Source organism: Nocardioides sp. (assembly GCF_041913365.1).
GTDB lineage: Bacteria > Actinomycetota > Actinomycetes > Propionibacteriales > Nocardioidaceae > Nocardioides.
Map to the genome: position 1 here is coordinate 41660 of NZ_JAYSFM010000013.1, position 12379 is coordinate 54038.

The following is a 12379-nucleotide window of genomic DNA, read 5'->3' on the forward strand; positions in this document are numbered from 1 at the left end:
GCTCGGGAGGGGATGCGCGCGCATGCCCGGTTCCGGTACGAAAGGTCCATGGCGACCCTCAGCGATGAGCAGGTGCACGACCTCGACCTCTGGTTCCGCGCAGCCAACTACCTCGCCGTCGGGCAGATCTACCTGCTCGACAACCCGCTGCTCGAGCGCCCCCTCGAACGCGACGACATCAAGCCGCGGCTGCTCGGCCACTGGGGCACCACGCCCGGCCTCAACCTCGTCTGGACCCACCTCAACCGGCTGATCCGCGAGCGCGACACCAACGCGATCATCCTGTGCGGCCCGGGTCACGGCGGCCCTGCTGCGGTGGCCAACGCGTGGCTGGAGGGCACCTACTCCGAGGTGTTCCATGCCGTCACCCACGACCGCGACGGGATGGCGCGGCTGTTCCGCCAGTTCTCCTTCCCCGGCGGCATCCCCAGCCACGTGGCGCCGGAGACGCCGGGCTCGATCCACGAGGGCGGCGAGCTCGGCTACGTCCTCTCGCACGCGTACGGCGCCGCGATGGACAACCCCGACCTGCTGGTGACCGCGGTCGTCGGCGACGGCGAGTTCGAGACCGGGCCGCTCGCCGCGAGCTGGCACGCGAACAAGTTCGTCGACCCGGTGCACGACGGCGCCGTGCTGCCGATCCTGAGCCTCAACGGCTGGAAGATCGCCAACCCGACCATCCCGGCGCGCATCCACCGCGACGAGCTCGAGAGCCTGCTGCGCGGCTACGGGCACCACGTGATCACCGTCGAGGGCGACGACCCCGCCGACGTGCACCGGCAGATGGCCGCGGCGCTCGACGAGGCGCACGACATGGTCCGGGAGATCTGGCGGGCCGCCCGCGAGGACGGTGACGTGGAGCGGCGGCCGTGGCCGATGATCCTGCTCGTCACGCCGAAGGGCTGGACCGGCCCGGCCGAGGTGGACGGCAAGCCGGTCGAGGGGACCTGGCGGTCCCACCAGGTGCCGCTCGCCGGCACCCGGGAGAACGACGACCACCGGGCGCAGCTCGAGGAGTGGCTGAGGTCGTACCGCCCCGACGAGCTCTTCGGCGACGACGGACGGCCCGTCGAGGCCATCACCGCCCAGTCGCCCGCGGGGACGCGGCGGATGAGCGCCAACCCGCACGCCAACGGCGGCCTGCTCAAGCGCCCGCTGCGGCTGCCAGACTGGCGCGACTCCGCGGTCGAGGTCGCGCGCCCGGGGGCCTCGATCCACGAGCCGACCCGCGTCCTGGGGCAGTACCTCGTCGACGTCGTGCAGGACAACGACACCAACTTCAGGATCTTCGGCCCCGACGAGACCGCCTCCAACCGGCTCGACGCGGTCTACGAGGTCACCGACAAGGTCTGGGCGGGGGAGCTCAGCGACCTCGACGAGCACCTCGGCCGGTCGGGCCGGGTGGTGGAGATCCTCTCCGAGCACACCTGCCAGGGCTGGCTCGAGGGCTACCTCCTGACCGGGCGGCACGGCCTGTTCAGCTGCTACGAGGCCTTCATCCACATCGTCGACTCGATGCTCAACCAGCACGCGAAGTGGCTCAAGACGACCCGCGAGATCGAGTGGCGCCCGCGGATCGCCAGCCTCAACTACCTGCTCAGCTCACACGTGTGGCGGCAGGACCACAACGGCTTCTCCCACCAGGACCCCGGCTTCATCGACCACGTGGTCAACAAGAAGGCCGAGGTCGTCCGGGTCTACCTGCCGCCGGACGCCAACACCCTGCTCTCCACGATGGCGCACTGCCTGGAGAGCGAGCACTACGTCAACGTGGTCGTGTCCGGCAAGCAGCCCAGCTTCGACTGGCTGGACGCCCAGCAGGCCGACCTGCACTGCGCCCGGGGGCTCGGCATCTGGGACTGGGCGTCCAACGACGCGGGAGACCCCGACGTCGTGATCGCCGCTGCGGGCGACGTACCCACCCTGGAGGCGCTGGCCGCGACCTCGCTGCTGCGCGAGCACCTGCCCGACCTCAAGGTCCGCTTCGTCAACGTCGTCGACCTGATGCGCCTGCAGGACGAGCGGGAGCACCCGCACGGGATGAGCGACCGCGACTTCGACACGGTCTTCACCACCGACAAGCCGGTCATCTTCGCCTACCACGGCTACCCGTGGCTGATCCACCGGCTGACCTACCGCCGCACCAACCACGACAACATCCACGTGCGCGGCTACAAGGAGGAGGGCACCACCACCACGCCCTTCGACATGGTGATGATGAACGACACCGACCGCTACCACCTCGTGCTCGACGTGATCGACCGCGTGCCCGGGCTCGGGCAGCGTGCCGCGGAGGTGCGCCAGCTGATGACCGACACCCGCCGCCGGGCCCGGCAGTGGACGCGCACGCACGGCGACGACCTCCCGGAGGTGCGGGACTGGCGGTGGGACGCCGACGCCGACCCCGAGCGCGGCGAGTCCCCGTCGACGACCGCCGACCCGGACACCTCCGCGGACAACATCTAGGGGCCGGGGGACTAGCGTGCGCCCATGCACGTCACCTCGCTCGGCTTCCGGACCGACCTCGCCCTCCTGACCTCCTCGGGCAGCGTCGTGGAGGACCGCGGGACGCACCTCGTGGTCCGCTCGCCCGACAACCCGTCGTACTTCTGGGGCAACTTCATCCTGCTCGGGAAGCCGCCCGTGCCCGGGGGCGAGAAGGAGGTCGTGGCGGCGTTCCACACCGAGTTCCCCGAGGCCGACCACGTCAGCATCGGCATCGACACCGCCGACCTGTCCGACGAGGGGCGCGCCGCCTTCGAGGCCGCCGGGATGACCGTCGACGTCGCCACCGTGCTCACCACCGGGACGCTGCAGCCGCCGCGCGAGGTCGAGGCCGAGGTGCGCGAGCTGGTGAGCGACGAGGACTGGGAGGCGCGTGCGCGGTTGAGCCAGCAGCTCTACCCGCAGACCTCCGAGGAGGCCTTCATGACCTTCGCGCGCCAGAAGAACGCCCAGGAGCGCCGACTCGTCGACGCGGGCCGCGGCACCCGCCTCGGGGCGTACGTCGACGGGGTGCTCGCCTCGACGGCCGGGATCTTCGTGACCGAGGAGGGCGTCGCGCGCTTCCAGAGCGTCGAGACGCACCCCGACCACCGCCGCAAGGGGCTGGCCGCGGCCAGCGTCCACGCGGCCGGCCAGCACGCCCTCGACCACCTCCTCCACGGGGCTGGCGTACGCACCCTGGTGATCGTCGCGGACACCGACGGCGATGCCATCGGGATCTACCGCCGGCTCGGTTTCGCCGACTCCGAACGCCAGCTGATGATGGAGAAGCGCAGCGGCGAATGGGCGACTCTCGACCGCTAGACACCCGCGCTTAGGGTGTCGCCATGACTGTCGACATCCCCGCTCGTCTCGCCGAGGTCATGCCCGGCATCCGCCGTGACCTGGAGGCCCTGGTCCGCATCGAGTCGGTGTCCGCCGACCCGGCTCGTGCCGGTGAGGTCGAGCGCAGCGCCGAGGCCACGCGCGACCTGTTCGCCGCCGAGGGCTTCGAGTGCGAGATCGTCCGGGCGTACGACGGCGCCCCGCCCGCCGTGATCGCGAAGAAGGCCGGCCCCGAGGGTGCCCCGACCGTCCTGCTCTACGCCCACCACGACGTGCAGCCCGAGAACGACCACGCCGACTGGGACTCCCCGCCGTGGGAGCCGACGTCACGAGAGGATGCGCGCGGCGACCTCCGGCTGTACGCGCGCGGCGCCGCCGACGACAAGGCCGGCATCGCCGCCCACCTCGGCGCCGTCCGGATCTTCGGCGACGACCTCCCGGTCAACCTGGTGATGTTCATCGAGGGCGAGGAGGAGGTCGGCTCCGACACCCTCGTCGACCTGCTCAACACCTACCAGGACCGCCTCGAGGCCGACGTCATCGTCATCGCCGACTCCGGCAACTGGGACATCGGCGAGCCCGCCCTCACCACGTCGCTGCGGGGGCTCGTGCGGATGGACGTCGAGGTCCGCACCCTCACCCACGCCGTGCACAGCGGCATGTGGGGCGGTCTCGTCCCCGACTCGATCATGACCCTGAGCCGGCTCATCGCCTCGCTCAACGACGACGCCGGCAACGTCGCCGTCGAGGGGCTGCACTCCGGCCCGGCTGCCGACGTGGAGTACCCCGAGGACCGCCTGCGCGCCGAGTCCGGCGCCGCCGAGGGCATCGAGTGGATCGGCTCCGGCTCCGTCGTCGAGCGCCTGTGGACCAAGCCGTCGATCAGCATCACCGGCTTCGACGCCCCCAAGGTCGACGGGGCCTCCAACACCCTCGTCCCGGCCGCGCGCTGCCGGATCAGCATGCGCATCGCCCCGGGCGACACCACCGCCAACGCCGTGCAGTGCCTCCAGGCCCACCTCGAGAAGCACACGCCGTGGGGCGCCACGCTGACCACGACCGTGGTCGACACCGGCGAGGCCACCCAGATCGAGGCCAGCGGACCGGCGTACGACGCCGCGCGCGCGGCCTTCGCCGAGGCCTGGGACGGCACCGCGCCCGTCGACATGGGCGTCGGCGGCTCGATCCCGTTCATCGCCGAGTTCCTCGAGGCCTTCCCGCAGGCCAGCGTGCTCGTCACCGGCGTCGAGGACCCCGACACCCGGGCCCACGGCGCCAACGAGGGCCTGCACCTCGCCGAGTTCGAGAAGGTGGTCAAGGCCGAGGCGCTGCTGCTCCGCAACCTCGGCGACCTGCCCCGCTGACGCTCCCCAGCGGTGCTCCACCTACATTCCGGGCTCATGGAATGTGGGTCCACCACCGCCACCACGGCGTGTCTGTTCCGACGCGCCGGCGGGCGGTGCTCCACCTACATTCCTGCGCGTCGGAATGTAGGTGGACCACCGCTCGTGGTCTCGCTCGGGCGGGTGAGCCCGGGCACTCGGGTACGTCGGTAGCGTGACGGCATGGCGACCTTCCGTGCCGGCGACCGCTCCACGGCCGTGCTGCGCTCCCCGCGCAGCGAGGTGTGGGCGGCCCTGACCGATGCCGACCTGATCGCGAGGATCACGCCGTACGTCACCTCGATCGAGGTCGACGGCGACCGGTGGACCTGGCGGATGGGCACCATCCCGGTCCTCGGCGCCTCGGTGGCGCCGCGGTTCACCGAGGTGATGACCTTCGCGCCCGAGGACCGCATCGACTTCACCCACGACCCCACGCGTCCGGACGAGATGACCGCGGTGGAGGGCGTCTACCTCCTCGCCGACCATCAGCGAGGTACGGAGGTCAGCATCGAGCTCGACATCTCCTGCCACCTGCCGCTGCCCGGGCTCGCGCGGCCCGCGGTCGAGCGGGTGATGGCCGGCGTCGTGAAGCACATGGGCACGGTCTTCTCCCGCAACCTCCTGAAGCACCTGGGCGAGGCCTGATGCGGGTCCTCGTCCTCGGGGCGACCGGCTACGTCGGGTCCCGCCTGGTGCCGCACCTGCTCGAGCACGGCCACGAGGTGGTGGCCGCGTCCTCCTCGGCTCCCGACCCCGAGCGTTTCGGGTGGGACGACCGCGTGCAGGCGGTGCGCTGCGACGTGACGGACGCCGGCGCGGTGGCGCAGGCGGTCACGGGTGTCGACGCGGTGGTCTACCTCGTCCACTCGCTCGACCGCACCGACTTCACCGACCGCGACCGCCGGGCGGCGGACAACGTCGCCGGTGCGGCGGAGGCGGCCGGCGTACGCCGCGTGGTCTACCTCTCCGGCCTGGTCCCGGACGTGCCGGAGGCCGACCTCTCCGCCCACCTCGCCTCGCGGCTGGAGGTCGAGCGGATCCTGCTCGCCGCCGGCACCAGCGCGGTCGCGCTCCGGGCCGGCGTCGTCATCGGCGCCGGGTCCACGTCCTTCGAGATCATCCGGCAGATCGCCACGCTCTTCCTCGTGCAGCCGGTGCCGACGTGGATGTACCACTCGGTCCAGCCGGTGGCGGTCTCCGACGTGCTGCGGGCGGTCCGCGAGCTGCTCGACGGCCCGGTCGAGGGCGCGGTCGATCTCGGCGGCCCCGACGTCCTCTCCTACCCCGACCTGATGCGCACCTGCGGCCGCGAGGCCGGCCTGTCCCGGCTCAGCCTGCCGACCCCCGTCGCCCCGCCGGGCCTCGTCGGCCTGGCCACCGCGCTCGCCACCACGGCGCCGTTCCACACCGTGACCGCGCTGATCGAGTCGCTGCACCACGACATGGTCTGCCGCCCCGGCCGCACGTGGGCGCCCGCGCAGGGCGGCGAGCTGCTCGACGTCGAGGAGGCCGTCCGGCGCGCGTCCACCCCGATGTATGCCGGCCCGGAGGGCGCGCTGCCCTCCGACCCGGCGTGGACCCGGCCGCTGCCTGTGCTGGACGTCGTACCGCTCCCGGCGGTCGGCAAGGCCGCCGCCCGGCTGGCCGTCCACCGGGTCCGCTCGCTCCTCGGGTGACCGGGGTGCGGCGCGAGTGCGGCGCTGGCGGCGAACGCCCGTAGACTGCAGGTCGTGCCCTACCAGACGAGCATGCGGAAGGGCGGCGACGGCCGTCTGACCACGGCCATCGACCCCCACGACCAGGGCCCGCAGGACGCGTGCGGCGTCTTCGGCGTCTGGGCCCCGGGCGAGGACGTCGCCAAGCTGACCTACTTCGGGCTCTACGCCCTGCAGCACCGCGGCCAGGAGTCGGCGGGCATCGCGGTCAGCAACGGGCGCCAGATCCTGGTCTACAAGGACATGGGCCTGGTCTCCCAGGTCTTCGACGAGTCGACGCTGGAGTCCCTCAAGGGTCACCTCGCGATCGGCCACTCGCGCTACTCCACGACCGGCGCGAGCACGTGGCACAACGCGCAGCCGACCTTCCGGCCCACGGCCGAGGGCTCGATCGCGCTGGGCCACAACGGCAACCTGATCAACACCCACGAGCTGCGCGAGATGGTCCAGGCGCTGCCCGGGCCCGACGGCGAGCTCGACATCAAGGGCGTCGAGTCCGCGACCAACGACACCAGCCTCGTCACCGCGCTGCTCGCGCACCACCCCGACACCTCGCTCGAGCAGCGGGCCCTGGAGGTGCTGCCCCAGCTGCGCGGCGCCTACTGCTTCGTCTGGATGAACGAGAACACCCTCTACGCCGCCCGCGACCCGCAGGGCATCCGTCCGCTGGTCCTCGGCCGCCTCGAGCGCGGCTGGGTCGTCGCCAGCGAGGACGCCGCCCTCGCGACCATCGGCGCGAGCGTCGTGCGCGAGGTCGAGCCCGGCGAGATGATCGTCATCGACGAGAACGGCCTGCGGTCCCACAAGTTCGCCGAGCCCGACCGCAAGGGCTGCGTCTTCGAGTACGTCTACCTCGCCCGCCCCGACGCCACGATCTCCGGGCGCAACGTCCACGAGGCGCGCGTCGAGATGGGCCGCCAGCTGGCCCGCGAGTTCCCGGTCGAGGCCGACCTGGTGATGCCCGTCCCCGAGTCCGGCACGCCCGCCGCGTCGGGCTACGCCGCCGAGTCCGGCATCCCGTTCGGCCAGGGCTTCGTGAAGAACGCCTACGTCGGTCGCACGTTCATCCAGCCCAGCCAGACGCTGCGCCAGCTCGGCATCCGGCTCAAGCTCAACGCGCTCGAGCACATGATCCGCGGCAAGCGCGTCGTCGTCGTCGACGACTCGATCGTGCGCGGCAACACCCAGCGCGCGCAGGTGCGGATGCTGCGCGAGGCCGGCGCCCTCGAGGTCCACGTGCGCATCTCCAGCCCGCCGGTGAAGTGGCCCTGCTTCTACGGCATCGACTTCGCCACCCGCGCGGAGCTGATCGCCAACGGGCTCGACGTCGACGAGATCGCCGCGAGCGTCGGCGCCGACAGCCTCGGCTACATCTCGCTCGAGGGGATGATCGAGGCCACCGGCCAGCCCGCCGAGCGGCTGTGCCAGGCGTGCTTCACCGGGGCGTACCCGATCGAGCTCCCCGACGAGAGCCTGCTCGGCAAGCACCTGCTCGAGGCGACCCTGCAGTCGCCCACGATGGGCCGGGCGCTGCCGGTCCTCAACAACCCCTGACCAGCCCCGTTCCGCCACCGAGGGAGCCCCGTTGACCGACCAGCACGCTGCCGCATCCGAGGGGGCCTACGCCGCCGCCGGGGTCTCGATCGAGGCGGCCGACCGCGCGATCGACCTGATGAAGGGGTGGGTCGAGAAGGCCCGCCGGCCCGAGATGATCGGCGGCCTCGGCGGCTTCGCCGGCCTCTTCGACGCCTCCGCGCTCACCCGCTACGAACGCCCGCTGCTGGCCACGTCCACCGACGGCGTCGGCACGAAGGTCGCGATCGCGCAGCTGATGGACGTCCACGACACCATCGGCTTCGACCTGGTCGGCATGGTCGTCGACGACCTGGTGGTCTGCGGCGCCGAGCCGCTCTTCATGACCGACTACATCGCCTGCGGCCGGGTCGTCCCCGAGCGCATCGCGGCGATCGTCAAGGGCATCGCCGAGGCGTGCGTGGTCGCCGGTTGCGCGCTCATCGGCGGCGAGACCGCCGAGCACCCCGGCCTGCTCGACCCCGACGACTACGACGTCGCCGGCGCCACGACCGGCGTCGTCGAGGCCAGCAAGCTGCTCGGTCCCGGCCGGGTCCGCCCCGGTGACGTGGTCATCGCGATGGAGGCCAGCGGCCTGCATTCCAACGGCTACTCGCTCGTGCGCCACGTCCTCCTCGGCTCGCTCGATTCCGGGGGAGCGGGCTGGACGGTCGACCGCCACGTCGACGACTTCGGCCGCACGCTCGGCGAGGAGCTCCTCGAGCCCACCCGGATCTACGCCAAGGCCTGCCTCGACCTGGCCGAGCGCACCGAGACCCACGCCATGTCGCACGTGACCGGTGGTGGCCTGGCGGCCAACCTCGAGCGGGTGCTCCCCGAGGAGCTGTCGGTCCGCATCGACCGGTCGACCTGGACGCCGCAGCCCGTCTTCGACGTCGTACGCCGGGTCGGCGGGGTGTCGCAGGCCGACCTCGAGGCGACGCTCAACTGCGGCGTCGGGATGGTCGCGCTCACCGCGCCCGAGTCGGTCGACACCGCCATCTCCGTCCTCGCCGGCCACGGCATCCGGGCCTGGGTCGCGGGCGAGGCACGTGCCGACGCCGAGCACGGCGGCCGGGTCCACCTGGAGGGTCAGCACCCCGGCTGGTAGACCTCCGAGTCGGTATTTTCGCTGCGAGCGGAACGAAATGCCGCGTCTCGGTGTGCGGGAACAGCCACCGCTCAGGTAGCGTTGTCCTCACGATATGTAACCGATCAGACCGGGCGCGTCGAGGTGCTCCTCGGCAGCCCCGGCCAAGTGTGCGAGGGGGTCGACCCTATGGGGCGCGGCCGAGCGAAGGCGAAGCAGACGAAGGTCGCACGCGACCTGAAGTACCGTACCCACGAGACGGACTTCGGCGCGTTGGCGAAGGAGCTGCACGGCGAGGACCATCACTCTTCCTCGAGTGAGGTCGAGCCCGATGACGACGAATGGTCGGACTACGCCGACCCGCGTCGTCGCGCAGACTGATCCACCCGCTGCCTGACTGAGCGCAGCACCGTCCCGGTCCTCCGGGCGTACGACCGCGCCCACACGAGCTGACCGGGCACTTCGTCCCCGTCACGCACAGCGAGCGGGCACGTCCTCCCCGTCACGTACGACGACCGGGCACTTCGTCGCGCCGTGTGGCGGACGAGGTGCCCGGTCGGTGCTCGTGACGGGGATGAACCGCCCGGTCAGCCGAGGTAGAGGCCGCGGAGGCGGCCGACCTCGCGCATCCGGCGCTCGGCCAGGCGGTCGGCGGCAGCGGCGGTGGTGACGCCGTCGGCCTTGGCGAGCTCGAAGACCTGGCGCGTGGTGTCGAAGATGCCCGTCGCGCGCTGCTTGGCACGCTCGAAGGAGAAGCCCTCGAGCTCGTCGGCGACCTGGATCACGCCGCCGGAGTTCACGCAGTAGTCGGGGGCGTAGAGGATCCCGCGCTCGTCGACCTGCTTCTCGATGCCCGGGTGGGCGAGCTGGTTGTTGGCCGCGCCGCAGATGATCTTCGCGGTGAGCACCTCGAGGACCTCGTCGCTGATCGCGCCACCCATCGCGCAGGGGGCGTAGACGTCGAGCTCGCTCGCGACCAGCTCGTCGGTCGACGCGACGGCCTGCACCTGCGGGAACTCGGCCCGGACGGCCTCGACGGACGGGGCGTGCACGTCGGTGACGACGACGGTCGCGCCGTCCTCGATGAGGTGGCGCACCAGGTGGCGGCCGACCTTGCCGACACCGGCGATGCCGACGGTGCGGCCGGCGAGCGTGGGCTCGCCCCAGACCTGCTCGGCCGCGGCGCGCATGCCCTGGAAGGTGCCGTACGCCGTCAGCACCGAGCTGTCGCCCGCGCCGCCGTGGGCGACGGTGCGGCCGGTGACGAAGTCGCACTCGCGGGCGATGTGGTCCATGTCGTCGGAGAAGGTGCCCACGTCGCACGCGGTGAAGTAGCGGCCGTTCAGCGACTGGACGAAGCGGCCGTAGGCGCGCAGCAGCGCCTCGGTCTTCAGCTCGGCCGGGTCGCCGATGATGACGGCCTTGCCGCCGCCGAGGTCGAGGCCGGCGAGCGCGTTCTTGTAGGACATGCCGCGCGAGAGGTTGAGGACGTCGACGATCGCGTCGTCGGTGCTGGCGTAGGGGTAGAACCGCGTGCCGCCCAGGGCCGGGCCCAGTGCCGTGGAGTGGATGCCGATGATGGCCTTGAGGCCGGTCGACTGGTCGTTGCAGAAGACGACCTGCTCGTGCTCGCTCCCGAGCTCGAAGACGTCGACTCCGGAACTGCGTGCTCCTGACATGCCTGGATCCTTTTCTGGTGGGTGCGGCCGCGGGGTGTGCGGACCTGGTCAGCGCGGTCGAGGGGTGGTGACCGCCGTCACCCTCAGGGTAGCCCTGAGCGGTCACCGCGACCGCATCACCACGAGGTCCCCGTGCGTGCCGTAGCCGAGCAGCTTCCCGCCGGCCGGACGACCGTTGAAGGAGGCCATCAGCCAGTCCCCGCCGACGCGCGCGAGGGACGGCCACGGCAGGTTCGTGGGGTACGGCGCGTCCAGCACGCCGCGGTCCGCCATCGCCAGGTCGAAGGCGGGGAAGCGGGCCCGCAGGCCCCGAGGTCCGTCCCGTCCGTCGCTGGCCAGCACCACCACCTCGCCGTCCACCTCGAGCAGCGTGGTGCCCTCGGTGGCCGTGCGGTCTGTGGCCGCCCCGAGGAGGTGCAGGTCGTCGAGCGCGGGGCCACCCGCGACCGCGGGGTGGAAGTCGAAGAACTTCCGCGCGCTCACGAAGCCGACCAGCCACCCGCCGTCGCGGCGGACCAGGTGCGGGTCCCACGTGGCGATCGACGGGAAGCCGTCGGTGGGCAGGGGGAGCTCGCGGGTGTCGAGGACGTGCCGGCCGTCGAGCAGGTCGGCGGTCGACTCGGCGAGGGTGACCCTCAGCTCAGACGGCGTACGCCGTCCGGCCCTGGTCCGCGGACGCTCGAAGTCGCCCCACGTGCTGGTCGCCACCAGCCACCGGCCGTCGCTGCGCAGCAGGTGGGTGGCGTGGTCGCCGAAGACCCCCGACCGGTCGGGCCGCCGGAAGTACAGGTCCGCGGTGTGCGACACCTCCACCGCCGTGGGGTCGAAGCGCCACACGCTGGTGTGGGCGGTGTCGAAGAACCCCGGGCCCGCCGACGTCGCGGTCAGCCAGAGGCTGTCGCCCTCGCGCAGCGGCGTACCGTCCTCGTCGGTCACGAAGCGCACGTCGCGCAGGCCGAGCTGGCCGAAGCCGCCCGCGGTGCCCCCGCCGGCGGGGAGCTCGACCCGCAGGGCGGACAGCGCCGCCTCGTCGCGGGTGTCGACGACCTCGCGCAGGTCGTGCCGCGCGCGGGCGACCCACCGGCCGCCCTCGTGGCTCCACGCCGTGACGTGGGTGCCGGTGAGGCTCAGCCCGAGCCCGATCGGCGACTCGGCACGGTGGAAGCGCCGGCTGCGCAGCGTCCCGCTGCCGGTCACGTCGAGGGACACCGACCCGTCGTCGAGCACGGCGGCGAGGCGGTGCTCGCCGAGGTGAAGCACCACCGGGCCTTCAAGGCCCGTGGACGCGGCGACGTACGGTGCCGGGCTCGGCAGCGGGAACGTGCCGCCCGACGTCGTCTCGACCTGCACGGCGGTGGGAGCCACGAGGTCGATCGGGCGCAGGCGTCGCACGATCTCGAGGCGGGGGAGCACGCGGCCATTGTGTCGGTAGACACCGCAGGGCCCCGATCGGGACGCGATCGGGGCCCTGCGGCGTGTGTGGTGGCCAGGGGCGGGGTCGAACCGCCGACCTACCGATTTTCAGTCGGTCGCTCGTACCAACTGAGCTACCTGGCCAACGCGGAGGAGACTACCGCAGGCCTCCCGGCTGCGGAGAATCGACCGGCC

General features: G+C 72.2%; 10 protein-coding genes and 1 tRNA gene. 8 read left to right on the plus strand and 3 right to left on the minus strand.

The genetic code is table 11. The features are described 5' to 3' along the window. The first annotated feature begins 12 nt into the window (after positions 1-12). The 8 genes from ACE3QY_RS20020 to ACE3QY_RS20055 all read left to right on the plus strand — a co-directional run bounded on the left by ACE3QY_RS20020 (position 13) and on the right by ACE3QY_RS20055 (position 9473). Positions 13-2466: a phosphoketolase gene (locus ACE3QY_RS20020; protein ID WP_374457821.1), complete on the plus strand. Its 2454-nt coding sequence runs from the start codon at positions 13-15 to the stop codon at positions 2464-2466. 24 nt (positions 2467-2490) lie between these two features. Continuing rightward, the gene (locus ACE3QY_RS20025; RefSeq protein ID WP_374457822.1) at positions 2491-3309 is read left to right on the plus strand and encodes a GNAT family N-acetyltransferase; all 819 of its coding nucleotides are present in this window, start codon (positions 2491-2493) and stop codon (positions 3307-3309) included. Between the two features lie 23 nt (positions 3310-3332). Beyond that, a complete protein-coding gene (locus tag ACE3QY_RS20030; RefSeq protein ID WP_374457823.1) occupies positions 3333-4694 on the plus strand; it encodes a dipeptidase in 1362 nt (453 codons plus the stop codon). A 201-nt stretch (positions 4695-4895) separates the two neighbouring features. Continuing rightward, entirely contained in the window at positions 4896-5360 is a 465-nt protein-coding gene (locus ACE3QY_RS20035; RefSeq protein WP_374457824.1) for an SRPBCC family protein, read from the plus strand. Further along, on the plus strand, positions 5360-6391 hold the full coding sequence (locus tag ACE3QY_RS20040; RefSeq protein WP_374457825.1) for an NAD(P)H-binding protein: 1032 nt from the start codon (positions 5360-5362) through the stop codon (positions 6389-6391). Before ACE3QY_RS20035 ends, ACE3QY_RS20040 begins: the two co-directional genes overlap by 1 nt. A 72-nt stretch (positions 6392-6463) precedes the next feature. Then, on the plus strand, positions 6464-7984 hold the full coding sequence (gene purF / locus ACE3QY_RS20045) for an amidophosphoribosyltransferase (protein WP_374457852.1): 1521 nt from the start codon (positions 6464-6466) through the stop codon (positions 7982-7984). A 31-nt stretch (positions 7985-8015) separates the two neighbouring features. Beyond that, the gene (purM, locus tag ACE3QY_RS20050; RefSeq protein ID WP_374457826.1) at positions 8016-9113 is read left to right on the plus strand and encodes a phosphoribosylformylglycinamidine cyclo-ligase; all 1098 of its coding nucleotides are present in this window, start codon (positions 8016-8018) and stop codon (positions 9111-9113) included. Positions 9114-9281: 168 nt separating this feature from the next. Next, positions 9282-9473 carry a DUF3073 domain-containing protein gene (locus ACE3QY_RS20055; RefSeq protein WP_374457827.1) on the plus strand — a complete coding sequence of 64 codons (192 nt, stop codon included), beginning with the start codon at positions 9282-9284 and terminating at the stop codon, positions 9471-9473. A 206-nt stretch (positions 9474-9679) separates the two neighbouring features. Here the strand turns inward: ACE3QY_RS20055 and ACE3QY_RS20060 are convergent, their stop codons facing one another. From ACE3QY_RS20060 to ACE3QY_RS20070, 3 genes are all read right to left on the minus strand, one after another. After that, positions 9680-10771, minus strand: a complete 1092-nt coding sequence (locus ACE3QY_RS20060) for a Glu/Leu/Phe/Val dehydrogenase (RefSeq protein ID WP_374457828.1) — start codon at positions 10769-10771, stop codon at positions 9680-9682. Between the two features lie 102 nt (positions 10772-10873). Beyond that, a complete protein-coding gene (locus ACE3QY_RS20065) occupies positions 10874-12184 on the minus strand; it encodes a hypothetical protein (RefSeq protein ID WP_374457829.1) in 1311 nt (436 codons plus the stop codon). A 67-nt stretch (positions 12185-12251) separates the two neighbouring features. Further along, positions 12252-12328 (minus strand) — tRNA-Phe (locus tag ACE3QY_RS20070). Positions 12329-12379: the final 51 nt, after the last annotated feature.